General features: G+C 36.8%; 14 protein-coding genes and 1 pseudogene. 3 read left to right on the forward strand and 12 right to left on the reverse strand.

Annotated elements, in window-relative coordinates:
- Positions 1-52: 52 nt before the first annotated feature.
- The 3 genes from RIV7116_RS33760 to RIV7116_RS35760 form a co-directional block, all read right to left on the reverse strand.
- Positions 53-2,500 (reverse strand): GAF domain-containing protein, encoded by a 2,448-nt coding sequence (locus tag RIV7116_RS33760; protein WP_015118168.1) that lies wholly within the window; start codon positions 2,498-2,500, stop codon positions 53-55.
- A 145-nt stretch (positions 2,501-2,645) separates the two neighbouring features.
- A complete protein-coding gene (locus tag RIV7116_RS09950; RefSeq protein WP_015118169.1) occupies positions 2,646-4,892 on the reverse strand; it encodes a response regulator in 2,247 nt (748 codons plus the stop codon).
- A 298-nt stretch (positions 4,893-5,190) separates the two neighbouring features.
- A complete protein-coding gene (locus tag RIV7116_RS35760) occupies positions 5,191-5,361 on the reverse strand; it encodes a hypothetical protein (RefSeq protein ID WP_015118170.1) in 171 nt (56 codons plus the stop codon).
- Positions 5,362-5,927: 566 nt separating this feature from the next.
- Between RIV7116_RS35760 and RIV7116_RS09955 the strand changes: the two genes are divergently transcribed.
- The gene (locus tag RIV7116_RS09955; RefSeq protein WP_198287584.1) at positions 5,928-6,977 is read left to right on the forward strand and encodes a WD40 repeat domain-containing protein; all 1,050 of its coding nucleotides are present in this window, start codon (positions 5,928-5,930) and stop codon (positions 6,975-6,977) included.
- Between the two features lie 76 nt (positions 6,978-7,053).
- On the opposite strand, the gene RIV7116_RS09960 is transcribed toward RIV7116_RS09955, so the two are convergent.
- The 3 genes from RIV7116_RS09960 to RIV7116_RS09970 form a co-directional block, all read right to left on the reverse strand.
- Positions 7,054-8,157, reverse strand: a complete 1,104-nt coding sequence (locus RIV7116_RS09960; RefSeq protein ID WP_015118172.1) for a WD40 repeat domain-containing protein — start codon at positions 8,155-8,157, stop codon at positions 7,054-7,056.
- A gap of 3 nt (positions 8,158-8,160) precedes the next feature.
- Positions 8,161-10,605 carry an ATP-binding protein gene (locus RIV7116_RS09965; RefSeq protein WP_015118173.1) on the reverse strand — a complete coding sequence of 815 codons (2,445 nt, stop codon included), beginning with the start codon at positions 10,603-10,605 and terminating at the stop codon, positions 8,161-8,163.
- A gap of 98 nt (positions 10,606-10,703) precedes the next feature.
- Positions 10,704-12,149: an ABC transporter substrate-binding protein gene (locus RIV7116_RS09970; protein ID WP_015118174.1), complete on the reverse strand. Its 1,446-nt coding sequence runs from the start codon at positions 12,147-12,149 to the stop codon at positions 10,704-10,706.
- 373 nt (positions 12,150-12,522) lie between these two features.
- Here RIV7116_RS09970 and RIV7116_RS09975 point away from each other — a divergent pair, with 373 nt between their 5' ends.
- The gene (locus RIV7116_RS09975) at positions 12,523-14,091 is read left to right on the forward strand and encodes a Na+/H+ antiporter (RefSeq protein ID WP_015118175.1); all 1,569 of its coding nucleotides are present in this window, start codon (positions 12,523-12,525) and stop codon (positions 14,089-14,091) included.
- 550 nt (positions 14,092-14,641) lie between these two features.
- The gene (locus RIV7116_RS09980; RefSeq protein WP_015118176.1) at positions 14,642-16,984 is read left to right on the forward strand and encodes a glycoside hydrolase family 31 protein; all 2,343 of its coding nucleotides are present in this window, start codon (positions 14,642-14,644) and stop codon (positions 16,982-16,984) included.
- Positions 16,985-17,173: 189 nt separating this feature from the next.
- Here RIV7116_RS09980 and RIV7116_RS09985 read toward each other — a convergent pair whose 3' ends face one another.
- The 6 genes and pseudogenes from RIV7116_RS09985 to RIV7116_RS10015 form a co-directional block, all read right to left on the reverse strand.
- Positions 17,174-18,058, reverse strand: a complete 885-nt coding sequence (locus RIV7116_RS09985) for an SDR family NAD(P)-dependent oxidoreductase (protein ID WP_015118177.1) — start codon at positions 18,056-18,058, stop codon at positions 17,174-17,176.
- A 17-nt stretch (positions 18,059-18,075) separates the two neighbouring features.
- Positions 18,076-18,753 (reverse strand): GAP family protein, encoded by a 678-nt coding sequence (locus tag RIV7116_RS09990; RefSeq protein WP_015118178.1) that lies wholly within the window; start codon positions 18,751-18,753, stop codon positions 18,076-18,078.
- Between the two features lie 222 nt (positions 18,754-18,975).
- Positions 18,976-20,465, reverse strand: a pseudogene (locus RIV7116_RS34485) (IS5 family transposase).
- Between the two features lie 218 nt (positions 20,466-20,683).
- Positions 20,684-21,805, reverse strand: a complete 1,122-nt coding sequence (locus RIV7116_RS10005) for an N-dimethylarginine dimethylaminohydrolase (protein ID WP_015118179.1) — start codon at positions 21,803-21,805, stop codon at positions 20,684-20,686.
- 61 nt (positions 21,806-21,866) lie between these two features.
- Positions 21,867-23,087: a pyridoxal phosphate-dependent aminotransferase family protein gene (locus RIV7116_RS10010; RefSeq protein ID WP_015118180.1), complete on the reverse strand. Its 1,221-nt coding sequence runs from the start codon at positions 23,085-23,087 to the stop codon at positions 21,867-21,869.
- Positions 23,088-23,603: 516 nt separating this feature from the next.
- Positions 23,604-25,700, reverse strand: a complete 2,097-nt coding sequence (locus RIV7116_RS10015) for a S9 family peptidase (protein WP_015118181.1) — start codon at positions 25,698-25,700, stop codon at positions 23,604-23,606.
- Between the last annotated feature and the right edge of the window lie 133 nt (positions 25,701-25,833).

Below are 25,833 nucleotides of genomic sequence, written 5' to 3' on the forward strand. Positions count from 1 at the left end.
TTTCTTACCCCTCTTCCCCCTCTCCCCCCTCTTCCGCCTCTCCCTTCTATTTTCATTCCTCCCTACTTAATGCAATAATCGCATCAAAGTCATAGTTACGAGTTAAGTTTGTGAGTGCTTCGATTAATAATTGATGTTGATGGGAGATTTGGGCGATAAGCTGGAAAATTGTATCGGCATCGACTTCTATTGCTGCTTGGTGAAGGCTAGAAATCCATTCTCCGGGCATGACTTGCAGATGTAGATTTGTCAGAGCTTCTTGCTGTAATTCTTCTGATAAATAAAATGTTGGCTTTTGGATTACTTTATTTACAGTTGGGGAAGATTCTAATAAATTAATTACGATATCAAAATAAAAAATACTGCCTTTCCCGATGGTACTTTCTACTTCTAAATTTCCTCCCATTAGCTGCACAAATTCATGGCTGATTGCTAAACCCAAACCGGTTCCATTTCTAGCTTGAGAATTGTTAATAGTTTGAACAAAAGGCTGGAATAATTTATTCTTATCTTCTGAAGCGATACCGCATCCAGTGTCTTTTACACTAAAGGAAAGGGAAGATAGGGAAGAAGAGGGAGAAGTAGGAATAGTAACTTTTAAAATAACTCTGCCGTTGTCGGTGAATTTTATCGCATTACTTAAAAGATTGGATAAAATTTGGTGAAGTTTATTTTTGTCTGCAATTATATGTTGCGGAAAGTCTGGGGGTAAGTCAAATTGCAGCGATAAATTTTTTGATTCTGCTTGCGGTTGAAAATTTGACCACAAAATCTCTAGTAAATTATGTAAATCGAAGGGAGTTGTATTTAATATAGTTTGTCCGGCTTCGATTTTTGCCATTTCTAAGACATCATTGATTAAATTTAACAGAGATTTTCCGCTACGATTAATAATTTTTAAATGTTCTTGATTTTGAGCACTGATAGCGGAATTTTGCTGCATCAGCTTAGAAAAACCGATAATTGCATTTAGAGGAGTTCGCAATTCATGACTCATATTAGCAAGAAATGTACTTTTGGCATGATTTGCGGTTTCAGCTTGGTTTTTTGCTATTTGTAAAAGCTTGGCGTTTTCTCTTTCTTGTTCCAAAAGTCTTGCTTGGGCTAATGCAATTCCTACTTGTGCTGCGACTGCTTCTAAAAGTTCTATTTCATCTTTTGTCCAATCACGAATGCTATTGCATTGATGTAAAACTATGATTCCATTAGCTTCCCCTTGATAAGATGTTCTCACTGATAATAGTGATTTAACTCGCCATTGGCTGCAAATATTTTGCATTGGCTTTAATAAAGGTTCTTTATAAATATCGGGTGCTGAAAAAGCTGCATCTTGAGCTAAAACTTTTTGAGCGTGTGGATTACCGTTAATTGGAATATTTATTCCCAACATTGAAGAGTAATCTTGATGACGATATTCGGCAACTAAAGGTATTTGTGCTTGAGGATAATTAATATAACTATGAATATGACAGCGACTGACAGCAAATATTTTACCAAGTTGATTAACTGTAGTTTGAAAAATTTGCTGACTATCCAAACTGTGACGAATTTTTTGAGTAATTTGATTTAATAAAGCGTCTCTTTCAACTTGCTTTAATAAAGCTGTTTCTAAATTTATTCTTTCTAATTCTGCTCCGGCTCTAGCTGCAAATATTTTTAAAATTGATTCTTCTGCTTCTGTGTTTTCTAGTAATGGTTTATCATCTAATGCGGCGATTAAACCGATAATATTTCCACTTTTATCTAATAAAGGAATACCAATATAGCTTTCAGCTTGCAAAGATTTTAAATATGCATCTTCTGGAAACAAGTTTTGCACGGAATGGGAATAACTACGAACTTTTCCTTGCAGCAATGTTTCGCAAGGATTATTTTTTAAAGAGTAGTCAAAGTTATCGCCAAATCCTTCTCCATTCCAAACTGCTAAGGTACGTACTTTATGTTGAGATCCGCAAACTAAACCAGCAATTAAAACATAACGCATCCTCAAAAGAGTTGCTAAAGAACGAACGCAAGAATGGAAAAACTCGCTACCAACTTGTGTAGTAGTTCCTTCTACAATTAACTGTAGTGTTTCTTCTCTTTGCTGGAGTTTGGTAACATCTCGGAAGTTCCATATTCTACCGTAATACTCTCCGCCGCTGGATTGAATTGGACTAGTATAACGTTCAAAAATTCTTCCATCTTTAAAATAAATTTTATCTCTACTAATTTCTTCGGGATGTTCGTAGAGATAATTGATTTTTTCTATAAAAGATTCTGGATATAAAACCTGAGTTAATACATACTGGAGTAATTTCGGCGAACTACCTTTACTAATAATATCATCCGGTATTTTCCATAACTTACAAAAATGCTGATTGTAAGAAACTACCTGCCGATTTTCATCTACAACCAAAATACCATCAAGCGCTGCATCTTGTTGCGCTTTTAATAATGCATTGTTGCGATTTAACAGATTATATAAATTATTTTCTTGTATTAGTTCATTCTCTTCCATTTCATTATTAGCTTAAAAAATAATAGGTAATAGGTAATAGGTAATAGGTAATAGGTAATAGGTAATTGGGCATTGGGCATTGGGAATTGATAATTGGTAATTGGTAATTGGTAATTGGTAATTGGTAATTCTTCACTGCTCACTGTTAACTGTTCATTGACTGATATAAAGAATTTACGGTTTTACCATCACTAGGATATTCTGCTATTGTGCAATTACAGGCTACTTGAAATCGCTTGCCATCGGATGCTGTAAATATCTGCTGTCGAATAATCGTCAATATTTCCGTAAGCCTTTCTTTTGCTTGGTTTTTATTAATTTCTCTCAACCCGACAATAAATTCTCCATTACCCCAATATCCGATTACTTCGTCACCACGAAACACTTTTTGGATTAAATCTGCCCATCTTTGTAACACTTGATTGCCGATGTTATGACCGTAATTTAAATTTAGTTTAGCTAATTGCGCTACAGTCAAAATTGCCAGACAAGCAGAAGTTTTATTTTCTTGACTTTTACTGAATAATATATCTAATTTTCTTTTTGATTCTGCATAATTGTTCATTCCCGTCTGTGAGTCTTTTGTAAAAATAGTTTTTAACAAACGGTTTCTTTCCAAACGGTTGGTGATTCTAGTTAATAATTCCGCTCCCACAACGGGTTTATTTACATAGTCATCAGCCCCAGCAGCAAATACTTTTTCGATTGTTTCCCCATCCCGGTGGGAAGTCAAAAATAATATCGGCAAACTTTGCCATTTTTGCTCGGTGCGAACTGCTTGACAAAGTTCTATACCGCTAATTTCTGGCATTTCAACATCTAAAATGAGTAAATCTGGTTCTACAGACTGTAATACCTCCCAAAAACGCTGAGAATTTTCTAATCCCGTAAATTTAATTCCCCAAGGTTCTAACAAATTATGTAAAGCTGATAGAAACATTGGATCGTCATCTACTACTAATACTTTTGTAGAATAATTGCGATCGCGCTCTAATAACTGTCGGGTTAAATCCCATATTTGGGTTGCGCTTGGCTTAACTAAAAAGCTACATCCTCCAGCCCTAGCAACTTCGATCCGATATTCCAAATTATCCGATTCTGAAATAACTATTGCCGGTATTGCCGGGGTGCGTGCTGCTAAGTCAGCAATCAAATTTAATCCTTGGGGTTTAATATCTCGATGCAAACTCAATACAATTAAGTCTGGGATGTGATTTTGCAACCATTCTTGAGCTAGCTGAATATTCTCAACTCCGTACCAACTCATTCCCTGAGTTGATGCAAGTTGCTGTAATTGTTCGCACAGTTGCAAGTTACTATTGCTATCAATATCAATCAATAATAGCCTTGCAGTATCTTTTGTAGAAGCAGCATCACTTACTGATAACGCCAAAAGTTTATCTAATTCTTGCACTAAAGACGGCAGTTTTTGATAAATAAAACTGTCTTGTGCTGTTAGTAATTCCTCAATTTCCCTGGCAAGCTGGGTTCCAGTTTCTCTACCAAACATCCCCAAAACCCCTGCTAGCTTATGAGCTTCTTTGCCAGCAGACTTTTGCAACTCTTGTGTTAGCTTCCCGGTTTTGACTGCTGTCACTGCTGTTTGCAAAACCGTCATTCTTTGCACCATGACATCTTGATATTGCTGCCACATTTTTTCAACAGCATCGCCATACTGTTGCTCAACTGACTGGGTTGCTTCAACTTTTGATATAGCATCAATTTTGGGATTCAGACGATATCCCAAACCGTAAACATTTTCAATCCAATCAACAGCCCCCACTTTTTTTAATTTTTGTCGCAACCCTTTGATATGAGCCTTGACGCTTTCTTCTAAAGGTGGATCGTCAAAATTCCATAAATGATCGACAATTTGAGTGCGACTGTAAACCCGCGATGGATTTCGGAGAAATAATTCTAATAAATTAAATTCTTTTGGTGTTAACTTTAACTCTTTGTCGCCGTATTTAACTTTAGCCGTGGCAGGATTTAAAGATAGCTCGCCAATAGATAGAATAGTAGTTGGTGCAACCTCTCCCCGGCGCAACAAAGCTCGTACTCTTGCCTGCAACTCACCCAAATCTAAAGGCTTGTTCAAATAGTCATCTGCACCAGCATCTAAACCCCGAATTCTATCTGCGATCGCATTCTTCGCAGTCATCAGCAAAATTGGTATAGAGCAACCATTATCGCGCAGCCTTTGACATAAACTAATCCCATCAAGCAATGGTAAACCTACATCCATTAAGATAAGTTCGTAGTTACCACTTTGAGCATATTCCCAACCAATTTCACCATCACTAACCGCATCTACAACATAATGTTGATGAGTTAGAGATTTCACTAATATATTTGATAATACTTCGTCATCTTCTAACAGTAGAATACGCATTTTTCAAGTCAAAATTCCAAATTTAGAATTCGGGAAAAACGATATAGAGAAGCGATTACAGCACCTCTATATCTAATAGCAAGAGCATATTGTCATCTAGATTAGCAAGCAATCGAGAAGAAATAGGGAAGGTTGAAGCTTGTTTACATGCCTATAGCTATGCTTAATTATTTTGTAAAGTTTACCAGTTTTAACGGATGTAGTTTTATATAGGACTTTTCATTTAGGTGCAATACACTGCGATCAACCTCACCACGCCACTTGCTACAGCGCAGTGGCTCCCCTTCCCCTCTGCTTATTAAGGAGAAGGGTGTATTCTATTCAACTGAAAACTGCTATATTGCGCTTCATAACCACCTTTGCAAGTGCGTTCAATCGCATAAACGCTATTAGAAAGAATAGAAAGAAGGGCTGTGATTGCGACTGCGCTGCCAAAGGTAGAGATAGTTTGTTCAAAATTAGATTTCATGATTGTATCCTAAAATAAAATTGCTGTTTGTTTGAGAAACTAATCTTAAATTAAGCAATAATCGAGAATAACTAGAGAATAAACCGGGAATAAATCGAGATTTTATTTAATTACACTCCGAAGGGTTGATTGTTGTATGTGTCATATGACGGGTAGGGGGAGAGGGGGAGCATCCCAATGGCGGCAAAAAGCCCACAGACTATAGCCGCACCCTTACAGGGTGTCGGGTAAAATGTTGGTTCAAAATCGGGATGCTCTCGGGAGAGGGGGAAGAGTAGGGAGAGGGAAAAGATACAATTTATACTTGAATACGTGAATTTTACGGGGTCAGCAAATCGTTTTTTCGGTTGGGTTTCAGTCCTATTTATCTAACTGAACAGAACCATTATCAACACCGCAATTATGTTTTGATGCACTCGTTAATATTGCTACCATTCATATCTGGCATTGGCTGAAATACCGAAAATTCGTTAGTTCTCCAAGACTGATAAATCAGGGTTATATTTAATATACTATCGTTACCTAGATTGGTTTTCCAAGAAGCAATGAGGTTGAATGCAATTTTAATGAATCTTAATTACTTAAAAGAGTTTTTCAAATTTACCAGTTTTATCGTTTTAGTTACAAATATATCCGCTTGTTCTCAATTCACAGGCAAACCAGAAATAAACCAATGTGGAACTGCATTGGCTGCAACAAATAGCATTAAAAAACCAAAGTGGAATAATATAGATATTCAGACTTTTGTAGGTCATAATGATGCTATTTGGTTTGTTGCTGTCAATTCCCAGCAAAACTTAATTGCTACGGCTAGTGAAGATAATACAATTAAACTCTGGAAGACACAAACGGGTGAATTAGTTCGCACTTTGAAGGGACATACTAAAGGGGTTTTATCTGTTAGTTTTAGCCGCGACGGTGAACATATTGCGAGTAGTAGCAAAGATGGACTTATTAAAATCTGGCAAGTCGCAACAGGAGAAAATATTCGCACTATTAATGCTAGCGAGAAAGCAGTAAGGTCTGTAGCTTATACTCCCGATTGTAAGAAAATAGTTAATAGTGATTGGGCTAATGATATTAAAATTTGGAACGCCGAAACTGGCTCATTAGTTAATACTTTAACGGGACATACTGAAGGTGTGTTTGCTATTGCCGTTAGTCCAGACAGTAAAAGAATAGCTAGCGTTAGTAAAGATAAAACTATTAAAATTTGGGATTTAGCAACGGGAGATTTGCTCAACTCAATCTTAGGACACTCTAATAGTATTAGAACCGTTAGTTTTAGTCCAGATGGCAAAATTATCGCGACTGGAAGCGTCGATAAAACTATTAAATTATGGCAAGTAGAAACAGGTGATTTAATTAAAACTTTATCCGATAGTTCTGAGTATATTAATTCAGTTGCTTTTAATTCCGACGGAACGATGTTAATTAGTGCGGATGAAGATACAACAATTAAATTGTGGAATGTCAATCAAGGTAAAGTAATTCGTACCTTATCAGGAAGTAGTGCGGGAGTAAATTTTGCTCTTTTTACAAATGGCGATCGCACTATAATTAGCGGTAGCGCTGCGGAGGATAATAAGTTGAGAATTTGGCAAGAAAGTAATTAAATTAATCCGATTCCGGTAAGTGGAATTGTAAAGTTACCAATTACTCATTACTCATTACTTCTTACTCCTGACTCAATTAATATTCCCAAAGTTTAATAGTTCCATCTTTGCCACCACTAAATAATAAATTTTCTTGCTGACTGGTAGCTAAGGCTAAAACCCAACCACGATGTTCGGAAAGGGTAGTTATCAATCGATTATTTTTAATACTCCAAACTTTAATCGTATTATCCGTCGAGCCACTAAATACTGTTTCCGAATCGTTACTAATAGCAACAGTTACAACTCGATTTGTATGACCTTCAAAAGTTGTAACTAACTCACCGCTGCCTAGTTGCCAAACTTTAACAGTTTTATCCCAACTACCACTGACTAAATATCGACTATCGGGACTAATTGCGATTGCTCTAATCGCATCTTGATGTCCTTGAAGAGATTTTAACAGGTTTCTTGTTTTTGCATCCCAAATTTTGATAATTTTATCTTTACCAGCACTCGCAAATACTTTTCCATTGGGACTGAATGCTAAGGCATAAACGACAGTATCGTGAGAAAATATAATTCTATTTGCTTCACCTGTTGCCAAATTCCAAACTCTAACACTTTCGTCTTCACTACAACTAACTAATGTTTGACCGTCGGGACTAATAGCTAACGACCAAATACTTTTGGAATGACCCTGTAATTGTCGTTCTAAATTGCTTTTTTGCGGATTCCAAATTTGAATATTTCCATTTCCATCTCCCGAAATTAATTTATTAGTTTGAGGTGTAAAAATCAAAGCACGAGTTACCTTTTCCTGCGCGCCTAATATTTTGGGGATGTCTCCTGTTTGACGATTTAAAAACTCAATCGTACCAGTTTTATTGCTAGTTTTATTACCACTAGCAATAAATTTGTCATCGTCAGAAATAGCTAAAGACCATATTTCTGCTGCTGAATCAATTTGAATACTTTTAATTAGTTCAATTTTAAATTTAGCTTTGTCTGATGTTGATTTGAATATGTTTACAAAAAGAGTTGCTAAAGACATTCCCCCCAACATTAAGCCACCATATTTTAATAAATTTCTTCTCGAAATCGATTTCTGGGATTGAGCTTCTATCAAAGGTTTTTTCATCGCTACAGAATTGTTTGGTTCGCTAATTCCTACTAAACTTAATGGTGAAGTATTGGGCACTGTTCACTGTTCGCTAGCTTCCATAATTGCATCAAAATCGTACTCTAGGGTTAATTGTTTCAACTTCTGAGCCAAAACTTGATATTGTTGGGGAATTTGCTCAATTATCTGCAAAACTAAATCTGCATCTACCTCTAAAGCTGCTTGATGCAAAGAAGACACCCATTGCGGAGGCATTATACTAAGTTCTTGTGGAGTTATATTTACACTTAAATTAAAAAGTGATTTATTATCAATTTCTAAATTATCATCTTCGTAAATATACTCTACTCCTAAATACTGATGCATTTTATCAAAAATTACTGCTTCCCGAAACGGTTTGCGTACTAAATCGTCACAACCTGCGGCAAATATTTCTGGTTCTTCCTCTTCAAAAGCGCTTGCAGTTAAAGCTATGACAACCGTCTCTTGATGTAGCGAATTTGCTTTTATCCACCTTGTAGCTTGATAGCCATCCATCACAGCCATCCGCATATCCATCCAAATTAAATGCGGTTGCCATGTCTGCCACAGAGCGATCGCCTCTTTTCCATTGGTGGCTATACGAGTATCAAAACCAACTGTATCTAATAGCTTGGCTAATAAATTCCGATTTTCTAAACGGTCATCAACTACAAGAATACGATAATTAGGTTGAGATGGTGCAATTTTCAATACTTGCTTTTTATGAGAACATTCTTCTGATGGTGTTTGAGGTAAGCTTATTTGAATATCAAAGCTAAAACTCGAACCTTGCCCTAAAACGCTACTAGGATAAATATCACCCCCCATCAAACGAACGAATTGACGGCTGATAGCAAGTCCCAAACCAGTACCACCCCTCGCTTTTACCCCATTAGCAGTTTGCACAAACGGATCGAAAATTTTATCTATTTCTTCAGCAGCAATACCTTTCCCCGTGTCTTTTATCTCGAAATGCAGAAATCTGGGGGGAGAGGGGGAAGTATTTAAGAACTGTTTACTGTTAACTGATAAACTGACTCCTCCGTTTTCAGTAAACTTAATTGCATTACCCAAAAGATTAATTAAAATTTGGCGAAGTTTACCTTCATCGGTGATAATACATTTTGGTAAACTAGGGTCTAAATCAAACTTTAAAAATAATCCTTTAGCAGTTGCTCGCAGTTGAAACATTTCTTGGATAGTCTGCAACAAAAGATGCAAATTAAAAACTTCTGAATGCAAAACAGTTTTTCCAGCTTCAATTTTTGACATATTTAATACATCATTAATTAAAGACAGTAAATGCTCGCCACTGCGGTTAATAGTTGCTACAAAATCTCGCTGTTGAGCAGACAAAAATTTATCTCGCTTCATTAACTGGGCAAAACCCAAAATAGCATTCAAAGGAGTACGTAATTCGTGGCTCATATTTGCCAGAAATTCACTTTTAGAATGGTTAGCAGTTTCTGCTTCTTGGGCTTTTATTTCTAATTGGTGACTGTAATCTTCCGATTGTCGGCGATAAATGCTTAACTGCTGCGATAAATAGTATACTCCCATCAATAAAACACCTACCGCTGTCAAACCAATTAAGATAACTCGATTAGCTAATTCGCGGGCTGGAGCAAATGCCTCCTGCTGACTTATTTCTACTAATAATGCTAAACCTTGGTTATTCAGCCCGCGATAATCTCCTAGTACGGGAACTTTTGCGTAATCACGATATTCTCCCCTACCGCTAATACCGCTCATCGCTAAATCAATTCCTTTAGAAGAAATGTATCGGTATTTTTCTTTATTATTTGTTTTTGATTTGGAAATAAATGTTTTTTTACTACTTCTCAAAGAACCAACTAAATAAGTTTCACCACTCTCACCTAAACCCGCATTTTCTCGAACAATTTCATCTATTCTCTCTAAACTAAGACTTGCTAAAACAATTCCCTGACGAACTCCCTCAGCATTGCGTAAAGTAAGATATAAAGTAACTGCCGTTTTCCCTGTTTCTGGAGAAATATAAAAAATCGGAGTAAAATTATTTTTACTGTTGACTATTTCTACATCGCTAACATTTGCTAATAATTCGTACTTACCAATACGATTTGTATTAGTAGAAACAATTATTTTATTACTGCGATTGAGAATAGAAAATTCTTTTAAATTAGGTTTAACGGTATTTATTTTTTGTAAATAATCATTTAAAACTTGATAAGATTTTTTATATTCAGATTCTGATACCTCTAAGCTAAGAATTGTCTTCAAATTTGACTTCAAATAGGGAATCTCTGTGATAAAAATGAAATCTTCTCGTTGGGAATAAAGCCAACGATAAATTTCTTGTTCCTTAAGCGTTGCTGCAACATTAAGACGTTTAAGAGCAGCATCTCTCAAAGCATTTCGTGCATTAAAAAATGTCACCCCTCCCACAACACCAACTGTGAAAAGGGATAGCAATAAAAAAGAACTGGCAATTTTAGTTGTTAAATGTTGCTGCCAAAATTTCATTCATTTAGGTGTTAGTTGTTAGTGGTTAGTTGTTAGTTGTTAGGTATTAGTGGTAATTGATTTAAGTAATATACCCATGCCCCATGCCCAATTACCAATTACCCATTTCCCCATTCTGCATAAATTGATTTAATTTTTTGAATTGCTTCATCTGCGGCTTTTTCTGGTGAAATTTGCTTGACAAGAACTTTTTCAATCGCGTCACCCCAGATATTTCGATCTAAAACTCGACTGTAAGCTGGATTTTGGGCAGTATGAAAATAACGAATTCTGCCTTCAGTAAAAGTTTTAGTAGCGTAAGAAATATGAGGATCTTCTGGATTTGTCCAAAAAGAATCTTGCCAAACTGTTTCCATTGTTGGTGAATTTCTTCCTCCTGCTTTTGTGAGATAATCTTTCATGACTTGTGTTTGTACTAAGTACTTCAAAAACTCTTTAGCCAATTTCTGATTTTTTGATTCTGATAATATTGAAGCTTGCTCTGCCATTGTTAAATGGCGCATAGGCTCACCGCTTGGTTTGTTGGGAAATTCCAGAATACCCAACTTATTTTTATAAATATCGGCATCTTGACGCACCGCGACGGGGATTGAAAGAGTAGAGTTAGGAGTCATAACTATCTCGCGATTCAATATGCTGCGATTGTTATCTGGATTCAACCATTTCAAAGCTGCGGGGGGAATATAACCTTGCTCATAGAAGTTGCGATACCAGTTTAAAACTTTGATAATGCCCTGCCGTACTTTTGGATCGTCAATTAACAGTTTTCCTCGGGAGTCAACAATTTTGACATCGTAAGCTTCTAGCATTTGCTCGAATAAGTAATAAGTATCCCCAGCTTCCGGTGAGATTGTAAAACCCAAGCTATAAATTTTTGATTGATTTTTAGCGCGTAAATCATCCTGTACTTGTTTCCAAAATTTCCAAAAAGCATCCCATTCTTTTGGTATATCTTGTTCGCTACGTCCAACTTCTGCTAACAAATCTCGCCAATAGTAAATATGCATTGTTCCCTGATGAATTGGAACAGCATAATAGCTACGTTTTTTTGCAACATTGTTGTAAAAATTAACCGTTTTTAAAATCGCTTTTGGGTAACGGTTTTTAACAGAATTAATGATATCAGAAACATCCAATAACTTACCGTCCCAAGCCAAGCGAGAATTAGGAGAGCTTTCAGCCTTGAAACTCATCACAATATCTGGTGGCAATCCAGCTTTTAATGACCTACGAATTTTTTCCCCTAAAGAATCGGTGGTATAAAAGACTAAATTTATTTTTTTCCCAGTTGTATTTTCCCAATTACTTACAAGTTGGCGTAGCGCTTCATCTTCTTCGGGGTTGAAACCTTTATCCCACCAAACATTTAAAGTATCTTGAGTAGATGAGGAGTTAGCAACTAAAGTAGATTTGCTAACTTCATTGTTGCTGCAACTAATAATTGTAAGTGAAGCGACAAGAATCAGCGAAATAAATTTAACAAATCCCTTTCGATAGATGTTACGTAGTTTTAAATATTTATGATACTTATAATTTAGAGCCATTAGAGCCTCTTTTAAATCGTTTTTGGTTTCTTATTTAATGATTCAAAAAAAATAAAAAGATTACGCACTTAATAAAAAATAGCCATTAGATTTACATCTAACTTAATACTTTACAGGATATTTTATTTATTGTTCTTTCTCTTAAATATTTCTTCTTGATTGCATATTCAATCTTCGTAAATCCATTAGCCATAGAGTTGGGCGATCGCCTCAGTGATGCACATTTAGTAGATAAACATATATTTTGCGTAACAACCGCATAAAATAAATTGTTGCAACCTCAAATACGAGCAGAAGATTCTCTTACATTATGGGATTCTAAGCTTGCTAAACATCGGGGTGCTACAAATGAAACAATCTACAATGAAAAGCTATGGCGATTGAAGCAGCGGTGGGTGAAACTGCCGGTATCGAGCAAAATCTCAAACAATTCCTTTTAGTACTGTCTGTATCTCTAAGTGTGGCGACTTTACCACAAGTTTTTAGCTGGTTTCGCCAAATACCTTATACTTTATTATTGGTAATCGCGGGTTTGGGTTTAGCCTTCGTTGATGTACGATTGGTAAATCTTTCTCCCGAGCTAATCTTAGCGATTTTCTTGCCTCCATTGTTGTTTGAGGCTGCATGGAATTTAAAGTGGTCAAATTTAAAACGAGATTTCTTTCCAATAACTCTTTATGCTGTTATCGGAGTGGTAATTTCGATTATTGGTGTAGCGCTGGGTTTAAATCAAGTTGCGGGGCTACCTTTAACTACAGCATTACTCGTTGGTGCAAGTCTTTCAGCAACAGATCCGGTTTCGGTAACTGCTTTATTTCGTGAATTGGGAGTTGACAAGCGTCTCACTACCTTAATGGAAGGGGAAAGCTTATTTAATGATGGCATGGCTGTTGTTGCTTTTAGTTTCTTGGTAGCGCTGCCGTTGGGCACGGCGAAACTGGGAGTACAAGAAATCATCTTAGAATTAATCAGCGTTATCGGCATCGGGCTTGCGGTTGGTGGCTTAATCGGCTTTGGTATCTCGTATTTAACTCAAAGATTCGATTTGCCTCTAGTAGAACAATCTTTAACCTTAGTATCGGCATACGGTACCTATATAATTGCTGAAGAATTTGGTGGCTCCGGTGTAATTGGTGTTGTAACCTGCGGTTTAATTTTAGGTAACTTTGGTTCCCGAATCGGCATGAATCCTCGTACTAGGGTAATCGTCAGCGAGTTTTGGGAATTTGTCGCTTTCTTCGTCAATTCAATCGTTTTCTTATTAATTGGCGATCAAATAAGATTTTCCAACCTTGCAGACAACCTGGGAATTATCGGCATTACAATTGCGGGCATGGTGATATCGAGATTAGTTTCCGTCTACGCTTTAGGTTTCTTCAGCAATCGCGTAGCTAATTCCAATATTAGTTTAGCGGAGCAAACAATACTTTGGTGGGGAGGTTTGCGGGGTTCGGTTTCTATTGCTCTAGCATTGAGCGTACCGACTATATTAGGTGACGCAAGAGAGGACATTATTTCTACAGTTTTTGGAGTAGTGTTATTCACTTTATTAGTACAAGGATTAACTACCAAACCTTTACTTAAAAAACTGAATTTACTTGGCGATCAACCTTTACGTCAAGAATACATGAAATTAGTAGCCCATGAAAATGCACTGCGACGAGCTCTTAAATATTTAGAAGAAGTAGACGACGAACGCCCCAGGGTTGATTCGGAATTTTGTCGCTACCAAGAAGCATTAATTAAAGGAGAACTAAAAAACATAGAAGAAAAGATTGATGTATTACAGGATGAGTATCCCAACTTAGCAGAATTTGCAAGGCAACAATTGCAAAACGAATTGCTCGCAGTAGAAGCCGATACTTATGCCGAATTTGTGCGTAACGGAAGGTTGAATCAAGAACTTGCGCCTTTGTTGCAGCAAGTTTTGGAAGAGAATTAAGTCATTTGTAGGGTGTGTTACGGCATCAAAAATGTTGATGATTTGAATTATGTTGATATTGCCGTAACGCACCATTTTATTGATAACAGCAAAGTTGAAAATAATCATTATCAGAGATAAATTGGTGCGTGACGGTAAAGTCAATTTATTATGTCAATATTGAAAATTTATCGTAACCGTCACACACTAGGCTGTGTACTTTGATAAAATTTCGACATTTTTGATTCATACAACTTTTATGTCGGGAATAATCGAAATATTAAGCCCTCACCCCGCCTTCGGCTCCCCTCTCCCAAGCTTGGGAGAGGGCAATATCTTTAGGCTAAGACACGTTTTTGTATGGATTTTTATGCTTTAAAAAGCACAAAGTACACAGCCTAGTCACACACCCTACAATATTTAATCCACCACAATCCACCACGTTAGCGTTATAAACCCGGTTTTTTGAAAAAATCGGGTTTCTGATTTGATAAAAAAACTATCCCTAATCCCCTTTTAGTTGTCCGCGAATCAAGTTATTGTAGATTGCGTATTACCCAACTTCCTGACAATGCCTGAATTTATCGGACAACTCCCTATTTCTGAACCTGCTTGGAATGCAATATCTTCAGTCCAAAGTTTCCAACGCTTCAACCAAGGAATACATTTCGATTGCGGTAATAATTTTCGTCTGACTTTAAGTATCCTTGCAGCCAACTTGATAAGAGTCCGATTTTCTGCCACAGGGGAGTTGACACCGAGACGCTCTTGGGCTATTAATCGATCCGACGAAGAATGGAATTCTATCGATTTTGATATTGAGGAAACTGACGAACAAGTAATTATTGAAACCGGGGAAATTAAGGTTTGCGTGCAGCGAAATCCCTGTCGGATAAAGTGTTTTGATAAAGCTGGGAATCCTTTCGCTCACGATACTGATTTAGGGATTGGTTTTAGGAAAGGTGAAATTTCAAATTGGAAGGAAATTACTCCACAAGAAAGATTTTACGGTTTTGGAGAGCGTTGTGGATTATTAAATCAACGAGGTAAGCTTTTAACAAATTGGACGACGGATTGTTTGGATTACACGATGCTGACGGATGAGATGTACCAAGCGATTCCGTTTTTTATGTCTTTGCGTCCGAATGTTGGTTACGGTTTGTTTTTCAATACTACTTTCTGGAGTCAGTTTGATGTCGGTGCTAGCGAAGCAAATACTCTGCAACTAAAAACTAAGGACACCGAACTCGATTACTATATTATTTACGGTTCCGAACCTGCAACAATCCTCGAAACCTACACCCAGCTTACCGGAAGAATGCCGCTACCACCGCGCTGGGCTTTGGGTTATCATCAATGCCGTTGGAGTTATAACTCGGAAGCGGAAGTACGAGAATTAGTAAGTCAATTCCGCAAACGTCGCATTCCCTGCGATGTAGTTCACTTGGATATCGATTATATGCAGGGTTTTCGAGTATTTACTTGGAATAAGCAGCGGTTCCCTAATCCTAAAAAATTAATCGAAGATTTGACACAGGAAGGAATTAAGGTTGTTAATATTATTGACCCTGGAGTAAAATTCGACCCAGAGGCAGATTACAATGTCTGCGATGAAGGCTTGGAAAAAGATTATTTCATCCGTAGGGCAGATGGTAAAGTGTTCCACGGTTATGTTTGGCCAGATAGAGCGGTTTTTCCGGATTTTATGCGTGCCCAAGTGCGGGAATGGTGGGGAAATTTACAGCATAATCTCACAGATGTGGGTGTAGCTGGTATTTGGAACGATATGAATGAGCCAGCTTTAAATAATCAACCTTTTGGAGATTTGGAAGGAATTAAAATTACATTTCCGATGGATGGTTTATCTGGTGACGGGGAAGATAAAACCACTTGGAAAGAAACCCATAATTTATATGGAATGAATATGGCTCGTGCTGCTTGTGAAGGATTGCAAAAATTGCGTCCCCGTAAACGTTCGTTTGTATTAACTCGTTCGGGTTTTGCAGGAGTGCAGCGTTATTCGGCAGTTTGGACGGGAGATAATCATTCAAAATGGGAATATCTGGAAATGTCCTTACCGATGCTGTGTAATCTGGGATTATCCGGTGTCGGTTTTGTAGGCGCAGATATCGGTGGGTTTGCTGGAGATGCCACCCCAGAATTGTTTGCTCGCTGGATGCAGGTAGGAATGCTCTATCCATTAATGCGCGGACATTCTATGATTGGAACCAAGCGTCACGAACCTTGGGAATTCGGTCAAGAAGTAGAAGATATTTGTCGTAAATATATTGAATTAAGATATCAATTATTGCCTTATTTCTATACTTTGTTTTGGCAAGCAGCGAGTAAGGGAGAACCAATTTTAAGACCTTTAGTTTACCATTATCCCAACGATGAAAAAACCTATGAAATATACGACCAGGTATTAATAGGTGATGCAATAATGGCAGCACCAATTTATCGTCCGGGAGTAGAAAATCGCATGGTTTATTTACCGGAAGGTAATTGGTATGACTGGTGGAGCAAAAAATCATATCAAGGTTCGCAACATATTCTAATTGATGCACCTCTAGAAAAAATGCCTTTATTTATTCGTGCTGGTGCAATTATTCCTTTAGTTTCAGTTATGCAATATGCAGAAGAATTACCCGTAAATGAAATGCGGTTATTAGTTGCACCAGGAAAAGGAGAGTTTACATTATATGAAGACGACGGGAATACATTTGCCTACCGCGAAGGTACTAGTTGTACAACACAATATCGAGTTGATATAGAAGGAAATAATGTAGTAGTTGAAATTGAAGAAAGAACTGGAAAATGGACTATCGAAGAACGAAAAATAATTGTGGAGGTAATAGGTAAGGGAGAGCAAGAATTTATGGATAATGGGGAATTAAAAAAGTTGGTTTTTTAAAACTAGGAATGGCCGCAACTGGCATATTTTTATTGTAGGGTGCTGTGACACTTTAACTGATTATCAACGTAGTAATAAGGTTTGTAGTGTCACGCACCACCCAAGCTTTGTGACAACTGCGTAAGTCCTGAAAACATCTTTTAACCCAGAGGGAGCAACTCAACTTTAAAGAAGCTGTATATTATTTTACTAATAATCAAATACAGAAATCGCCAAGCGGTCGAATAGCCAATCAGGGAGAAGCCAACGGGCTAGAGCAATTAATTTGGCATCCCAACCGAGCAAATACCGAACCTTAGGCTTTTTGCTGAACAAGGCATGGGCAATTACATCAACAGCCTTTTGAACGGGTATGCCCATCGCATAATATTTTTGAGTGTCTAAAGCTGCTTTTTGTAATGATTGTTGCCAGCAAGGATAATAAAGATTTAGCTGCTTTGGTGTTACCAGGCTAGGTAACTTCTCAAAAGTTGCATGAGACTTTTGCCATAGAGGAGTAGCTATAGCTCCAGGTTCAATTAAGGCTACTTTAATATTCCAAGGAACTAACTCTAGCCGCAAAGCATCAGATAATGCTTCAATCGCATATTTAGTTGCACAGCCACTTCCTACAGTTGGAAATACACAGCGACCATTTATTGAGCTCACATTGACAATTCGACCTTGAGATTGTCTCAGAAGTGGTAAGAAAGCCTTAATCATGGATAGATAACCAAAATAACCAACCTCCATTTCTTGTCGTACCCACTCTAACGGTAAAAGTTCAAAAGGTCCGATGTATTCCTGAGCGGCATTATTTAATAAGCCAGTCAGGGTTGCATCTCGTTGTTTTAGAACTTTACTAATATGAGCAACTGCGGCTTCAATTGTTGCTAAATCAGTAACATCAATTAACACTGGAGTAATATTATCTCCAGCTTCTTGCTGTAGTGCCGTTCCTTTTTCTAAATTCCTAACTCCTGCAAATACCCAAACTCCCTGCTGGGCGAATTTTTTAGCACAGGCTGCTCCGATACCACTAGAGGCAGCGGCAATCAAAATTGCAGAATTAGCGGGAAATGCTTGAAAGTTCATAATTTGTATATTATCTACTATTTAAACTTGGAACCAAGTACAATTACTCCTGTAGCGAAAATAAAAATACCAATAGCTATTAAACTTAAACAAAACAATATATTTACACCTATAAATATATTGTTTAATTTGCTACTTAACCATATTTTTAATTGCTTCTCTTGCCAGATGGATAGAAGTGTTATGAGTATGATTGGAAGGGTATACACGAATGAATAAAGGCAAAAATAAAGTGATGCAAAAATTAAATTTGCGCTACTTTTTTGTACTTCTAAAACAGCAATGAAAAGCAAAAATGCAGTTGGAGTCTCTAGCAATGTTGTGGCACCGGCTATGATTATATATTTGATATAATTAATACGCTGAGGGGATGATGCCGACAAATGCCATTTTTGAGTATTTGGCATTTCATGTCTATATTTCCAACCATTTAATCCATAAAAAATAATTCCTAATCCTAGAAGCATTAATAACCATTCACCACCAAATATATTTTGCCATGATATTTGATGTAATAACTTATCTAAGCCAAAATATACTGTAAACGCTTGAACTACTGTCGTAGCAAATACGCTAATTGTGTATGCTCGAATAGCTCTAACACCCCTGCAAATAAGCAGAACAATAGCTATTGCTATTATTGTAGGATTGACACTATCAATAATTGCTAGCCAAAATATTTTTAAAGTAAGCATTTAGTTGAGTTAAGCTTTTCATTTCTGTAACCAGACAACCAGCAGATAACTCTTTCAAATAAAAAAGCAGGAATCAGTTTTTTTAAAAACAAATGTTTTACTTATTGTCCTATGATATAACGTAGTTTAGGTATTTTAGTTTCGGCAATATTTGAGATTAGTTTTGCTAGAAAATAAGTAGGGCTTGCTGAAAAAGTAATAAAAAAGTGAGATGGAGGTTTATTAATTATTCAAGGAAGGGCTAAAAATAAGTTTTTGTTTATTAAAACCAAAAAAGCTATAATAATTTTTAATGCCAGGTCGTGAAAAAGGCAGATTCCTGAAAAATAGGCATAAAAAAGCTCTCAATAAACGTGAGATATAAGTAGAAAGATTCATTACTAAAAAAGTAATTGCGATTGCAGTTTTAGAGGTATGAGAAAGTTTAGTCATCACGCAATTAAGGCTAAATCTTCTCTTCCCTTGTCCAAATTTACCTTCAATAGAACTACGAATCTTCTCATCATGAGCAGCTTGTTTCTTCTTCTCTTTACTAATATTGGCAGGTGGTCTTCCCAAAGGCGGCCCACTAATTCTAATACCTCTTTCTTTACACCAAGCTTCGATTTTTTTGTGTACGATAAATTTTGTCAATATGAACCGATTCAGGGTAGTAACCAGTGTATTTTTTAAATGATTCTATTTGTATTTTTAAATCTGTTGATTCATTAAAATTATTCCAACTAATACGGTCTAAAAATATATATCCGTCAAAATAGCTAGCTGATAACTTTGCTCCAAACTCTACTGTTTTACCAGCTTTTCCGCGAAGAATTGGACGTACATGTGGTTGATTTAAACTTACAATGCGGTTATCTATACTTTTCTTTTTATTTTCATATAGCCATAGTTGCTGACGATAAATTTCGCTAATTACTAGCAATATTTTATATTGCCTAATACTTAATTTAGATAGATTTGCTCCAATATAAACTAGCTGTTTAATGTGAGAGATATTTCTTTTAATATACTGAAGTTGTTTTTTTACTGCTTTTCTTCTTTCTTTTTGAAATGGACGACGTTTTTTAGCAACTTTTAAGTAATTTTTTCGTGCAAGTTTACGATAAGTTCTTGGTTTTTTATCTAGTTGATTTTTAACTTGCTCATATAGAAAATCTATGATTTTTTCGGTATGCTTTCTTGCTTGATTCAATAGCCCTAAGTCTGTGGGGTAACTAATATCACTAGGCGCACAAGTTGCATCTAATATTAATTTCCCCCTATTCGTTGGTTCATTTAATTCTTTTTTTTATTGGTGCAGAAGAATCTTCTAACATCTTCTTTACCATTGTTTGATTAATTTTATTGACTAGCTCTACCCCTATTCTTTGACGAAAGTGAACTAACATTGACGCATCAAATGGAGTATCCTGACTATAGGATGACATTCCTATAAAATACTGTAGATAAGGATTTTCCTTAATTTGTTCTACTGTCTCTCTATCACTTATCCCCAGTTTCTCTTTAATAATTAACGCTCCTAGGGCCATACGAAAAGATTTAGCTGGTGCCCCTACTTCTTCGGAAAAAATTGAAGCATACTCGTCTTCAAACTCTAACCAAGGTATCAATGAAGCCATAATTACCCAACGATTATCTTCAGATAACTTCCCCTCAAAAGGAAGTTCAAAGTTTTCTGATAAGACTTGAGATTGCTCCTCTTTACGGTACATAAGTACTAAACAAGCACAGTGTGCTACTCATGGTAATGCAAGGGTTTTGAGTCATTCTAGACCAATTTCAAACACCTGAATATATTCCTCTGGTCTGAAAATGTATGCTGCACAACATTTTCGTGTTAATTCAGCAAGCCCTAAGTATTGTAGGCGTTAAAATCTCTTAACTCCCTTTAAAAAAGGGGAATTGCGTAAGTATTGAAAACTTACTTTTATCAACCAAAATAGGATTCTAAGGTTCCACGCCGAAAAATATCTAAAGTTGCACAGTGAAAAGCGCCGCCAAAAGGTGCATAATTCATAAAGGAACACGGAATTGGTTTAAAACCATGTTCTTTGAGAAATCGAATCATGGTCTCTTGATTTTTTTCTACGATGACGCGCTGTTCATCGAGCATCAGTAAATTCATGTTAATCCACAAACTACACATACTCGCGTTAGTATTCAAAAATCCACCTGAAACAATATCTGGTTTAGGTGCCACAAGAATGTCCCAGGATTTAAAAAGCTTCGGAATTTTTGTAACTTCAATATAATCTGGATTTATTAATAACTTTCCAGGTGCTAATGGCATAATTGTAGAGTCAATATGCATTGGCTGCCGACATTTCACTTCAACTCTGTGAATATTAAATTTATCTCCGACGTGCCGTTCCAGCCATTGAATTCCTAATTCGTTGGTAACGTTACTTCTGGTTACAAAGATGTCCTTGCCACATCGGATAAAATCAGCAGCATCAAATACAGGCTCAGATTCTGTAATTACATATCTTAGGGGTTCACCTTCAACGGGAATGCTATAGCGCTTGTCGTAAAGGTCATCTGTTAACTTTGGTTTTGGTGCAGATGTCCATTTAGCACCTTTTTTAAAATATTCAATTAACAATTTTTGATAGGCATGAAGCTCAAAATATCGCGATCGCCATGCCATTGGGGTTTCAATAATTTCGTCTCCTAGTACTAACAACCCATCTCGCGGACATGCCGAACATAACCCTTTTGATTTCCAATAAGGAGTTTTGAAAGTTCTACCAAAATCTATCACATCAGGACGACGAACTCTAATACCTTCAGACTCTAAGATATGAATAAATTCAGCTAATTCTTTGTTAGCTTGTTCAATCAAAAACTTTGGAAACCGCTGACTTCCTAAAAAGTAGAGTAATTTTGATAAGCTTTTGGGGATTGTAGCATGAACGCTGATATGATTAGCTGGAAATCTGGCGTTTTCTAAACGTCCGACAATCACCTCTTCTAGAGGAGACCATTCATTATATGAATTTACCGGACAATAAGAAGGTTGATTCTTTTCTTTTTTTATAGTACTTGAAGTCATATTTAATATCTTTTGCGATTAATTTTTAAGCTTTTTTAAGTAATTTGAAGTATTTATTATTTCAAAAATTGTAGCGCGACCGCATTTTTTCTAAAGCTATAATAAATCCATTTACGTCTGAGGCAGTGTGTTGATTATTAAGCATCAGGCGGATTACGGCTTGATTGCGTTTAATAGCCGGATAACGGAACACTGGTACGCAATAACCCATTTCTAAAAACTCTCGCCGTACTTGTTCGGCAACTTCGTCACTACCAATAAAAATGGAATTAATATACGAAGGTGTACTATTAATTTTAAAGTTACGCTCAATTAAAATTTCTCGCAATTGTAAACAGCGTTTTAAATAGTTGTCTATGATTTGTGGATTGTCTTGCAAATAATTTATGATTTCTAAGTTAGTTGCAGCTGTAGGTGGTTGCATTGTTGCTGTAAACAATGAAGTTCCTGAAAGTATTTCCAAAGACTTTACAAAACCTTCTGGTCCGCTAATTGCACCACCTTCAATACCTATTGCTTTAGAAAAGGAAACCATGATAAAGGTTGCCTTAGATAATGCCTGATAATCTTCATAAAAAGGACGATTAGGGGTTCCATAAATCATGAATCCATTTGCGTCATCTACATAGGACAAAACTCCGTAGCGTTCGCATACATCGAGCAGTTGAGCTATGGGGGCTACACTACCATCGCAAGAGTATACAGTCTCGAAGACTACGATAATTTTATGTGACTTTATTTTGCTCAGAACTTGTTCTAAAGACTCTGGATTGTTGTGTTTAAAAGCGTAAACTTGAGAGCCATACTTCAATTTTGAGACAGGATTCCATAGACTCCAATGACAATCCCTGTCTAAAACAAATACAACATCGCGATTATCAATCTTGTTATTATCATCAAAAGCAAAAAAGGCTGTCATACCATTGACAAAACCCAAATTAGCTAGCGCACCGCTTCCAAAAGTCAAAGTATACTCAGAAGCAAAAATTTGGCTCATCTTTTGTTCGAGTAGAACATGCGGACGACAAACTCCTTGAGTCATACGCGAACCGCCAGTAGCTAAGCCGTACTGACGCGCGTTCTCACAAAACATATCAATGAACTTTTTATCTTCTTGCAATCCTAAAACATTAATGCCAGCAAAATTTATGGTTTCTTTGCCATTGTGTACTATTCTAGAGCCACTCATGCCATCCATAATTGGAACATTATAAAAATAGCCTGCGATTTCCGAAGATTCTAAAAACTGCTTGTTGTCCCAATTTGAATTTTTGTTCTGCATTTAATATGTCAAATAAAACATCGGCGTTGCTGAATCCGAGTCTGAATTACGCGATCGGGTCAAGTTTAGGGTGCTACGTGCCCTCAAGCGATACGGAAGCATACTTAAGATAATATATTACTATCCCAAATATACACTTCAGTATTTATTCTGGTGAATGAGTAACAAAAAGTATTATCGGCTTTGTAAATCGGGGCAAGAAGAAAAAAGAAGAAGTAATAAAGTTACAAGAAAAGGCGTAAAAAATGATACATTATGTAACCCTGCCAGCAGAGCAATAAGTGTCTGGGTTACTGCAATCGATTCACCCACAACAGATTGCAGACGAACGGGTGCGTCAAACAGTAGAACTGTGATTAAATCCGATTTAAGGAAAAAATGGGTTACGGTGCTTTCAGCAGTTATCTGCTAAAAATGAATCTATTAAAAAGCACCTAACCCAACCTACTTGCTTATTGGTCATTAAAAGTTATCCTATGCCCCATGCCCCATGCCCCATGCCCAATCCCCAATTATTTACTTAGAAACTTGAACTTTACTAATATCTACAGTCAAATCATCAAGCTGTTTCTTAACTTCAGGAGCGACTGCTTCTTGATATCTTCCTTGAAGATGTTCTGCAAAGAACTTTTCTAATGCTGCTGCAACTGCTAACTTGTTAGTTTCTTGTCTGAAACCATGCCCTTCATCTGGTGCTAAGAGATAATCTACGTCTATTTCTTTAGTTCGTAAGGCTGCAACTATTTGGTCCGATTCAGCTTGTTTAACTCTAGGATCGTTAGCTCCTTGAATTACTAATAAAGGAGATTTCATTTTATCGGCTGAAAATAAAGGAGACTGTTGCTGTAGTTGTTTTTTCCCTTCCGGTGTATTTGGATCGCCCATTCTTAATTTTAATTCTGCTTTGAAACTTTCCCAGTAAGGAGGAACAGAATTAAATAAAGTTATCAGATTGGAAGGACCTACATAGGAAACACCTGCTGCATAAAGTTCGGGAGTAAAAGCCAAACCTGCTAGAGTTGCATAACCTCCATAGGAACCACCAAAGATTCCCACTCGCTTTGGATCGGCAATTCCTTGATCGATAAGATATTTTACCCCATCGGTGATGTCATGCTGCATTGCTCCGGTTCCCCACTGTTTGTTTCCAGCATTGAGGAACTTTTTACCATAACCCGTGGATGCTCTAAAATTCGGCTGAAATACTGCATAGCCGCGATTAGCTAAAAATTGAGTGTAAGGATTATAACCCCAAACGTCTCTCGCCCAAGGTCCGCCATGAGGCATTACTACTACTGGTAAGTTGCGGGCTGGTTTGCCTACAGGTAATGTTAAATATGCCGGTATTTCTAATCCATCTCTAGCGGTATAGCGAATTGGGGTCATTTTCGCTAAATTTTCTCGCTTTAGTTCTGGAAGTATTTGGTACAGTAACGAAAGTTTTTTGGTTTGTCGGTTAAATAGATAAGCAGAACCTGGATCTATATCGCTACTTACAGTAACAATCATTTTTTGTCCGTCTTCTGTCATCGAACTCATTCCCAGTTGTCCATCGGGCAATTTTTCTTTTAAATAAGCTAAATCCGCCGCGAATTCCTTATCCTTGGGATAAATTCTCTGTTTATCTCCTATATATACCGTCCCGATTAACTCTTCTGTTTCTTCAGAAAAAATTGGCGAACCAAAATCTACTTGCTTTTCTGGATCGGAATCTACTAATTCCAGCTTTTTAGTTTGGGGATTAAACAAAACTAGCTGACTCAAATCTACATCGTTACCTTTATTTGTTGACATGTAGACTTGCTTGCCATTTTTATGAAACCTAACTGGAGAGCAAGTTTCTCCAAATTGACATCTATAAACTTCTTCAAAACTATCGGCTTCGATGCGATTGATTTGGGTGCTGCCGTCTGGCAAATTAATTACAGCCAAACGTAAATTACCATTTAAATCCGTTACCCAATTAGAAACATTACTGTCGTTTTTATACAGTAATTTTCTTGCTCCAGTGGCAATATTTATACTATAAACATCGTGAAATTTGGGGTCGCGGTCGTTTAATCCGACAATAATAGTATCAGGATTGTTTTCTGGTACTGCGTAAATAATTGCTCGTACTTGGTCATCGGGAGTCAAGTCTTTAGCTTTCGGTACTTGTCCCTTTGCGACTTTATCTGTCGGTGAAACTGCATAGATACGAAAGTTTTCATTCCCTCCTTTATCTTGCACAAATAGGATATATTGACTATCTTGACTCCAAAAATAAGCCGGAATCGGTCTATTTTTATCCTCAGTTATCGGACGAGCAGCACTCATTGGTTCGTCTATCCCTTTAACCCAGATATTAATTACCCCGTTTAAAGGTTTCCGAAAAGCAAGGTATTTTCCATCCGGAGAAAGTTGCGCTCCAGAAATTTCTGGGTCCCCAAAAAATATTTTTCGGTCAATTAATGGCGGCTGTTGCTGAGAATTATCCCGATTTTGAGCTTGCATTTGTATAATTTTGTTATTCTCATCAATTTGAGTAAAAATCTCAGATGATTGTGCTTTAGCCGAACTAATGGAACTAACAGCAATTATTCCTAAGAAAAAGCCGAATATTTTTAGTTTCATTTGTGACTTTCGTAAAGTTTTTAGTTAACATATATATTTTATTGAAATTTGATTTATTGTGCGGTTTTTATATTTTTATTAGGAAAAAAGTCACAGGTAAACGGTTAAAGGTTGAAGGTTAGAGGTTAAAGGT

It is taken from the genome of Rivularia sp. PCC 7116 (assembly GCF_000316665.1).
Taxonomy (GTDB): Bacteria; Cyanobacteriota; Cyanobacteriia; order Cyanobacteriales; family Nostocaceae; genus Rivularia.

Bases quoted from the DNA above. Each gene is read 5' to 3' on its own strand.
- RIV7116_RS09965 (WP_015118173.1), bottom strand. From the start codon at position 10,605: ATGAAATTTTGGCAGCAACATTTAACAACTAAAATTGCCAGTTCTTTT.
- RIV7116_RS10005 (WP_015118179.1), bottom strand. From the start codon at position 21,805: ATGACTTCAAGTACTATAAAAAAAGAAAAGAATCAACCTTCTTATTGT.
- RIV7116_RS10015 (WP_015118181.1), bottom strand. From the start codon at position 25,700: ATGAAACTAAAAATATTCGGCTTTTTCTTAGGAATAATTGCTGTTAGT.
- RIV7116_RS33760 (WP_015118168.1), bottom strand. From the start codon at position 2,500: ATGGAAGAGAATGAACTAATACAAGAAAATAATTTATATAATCTGTTA.
- RIV7116_RS09990 (WP_015118178.1), bottom strand. From the start codon at position 18,753: ATGCTTACTTTAAAAATATTTTGGCTAGCAATTATTGATAGTGTCAAT.
- RIV7116_RS09950 (WP_015118169.1), bottom strand. From the start codon at position 4,892: ATGCGTATTCTACTGTTAGAAGATGACGAAGTATTATCAAATATATTA.
- RIV7116_RS35760 (WP_015118170.1), bottom strand. From the start codon at position 5,361: ATGAAATCTAATTTTGAACAAACTATCTCTACCTTTGGCAGCGCAGTC.
- RIV7116_RS09955 (WP_198287584.1), top strand. From the start codon at position 5,928: ATGAATCTTAATTACTTAAAAGAGTTTTTCAAATTTACCAGTTTTATC.
- RIV7116_RS09985 (WP_015118177.1), bottom strand. From the start codon at position 18,058: ATGAACTTTCAAGCATTTCCCGCTAATTCTGCAATTTTGATTGCCGCT.
- RIV7116_RS09975 (WP_015118175.1), top strand. From the start codon at position 12,523: ATGGCGATTGAAGCAGCGGTGGGTGAAACTGCCGGTATCGAGCAAAAT.
- RIV7116_RS09980 (WP_015118176.1), top strand. From the start codon at position 14,642: ATGCCTGAATTTATCGGACAACTCCCTATTTCTGAACCTGCTTGGAAT.
- RIV7116_RS10010 (WP_015118180.1), bottom strand. From the start codon at position 23,087: ATGCAGAACAAAAATTCAAATTGGGACAACAAGCAGTTTTTAGAATCT.
- RIV7116_RS09970 (WP_015118174.1), bottom strand. From the start codon at position 12,149: ATGGCTCTAAATTATAAGTATCATAAATATTTAAAACTACGTAACATC.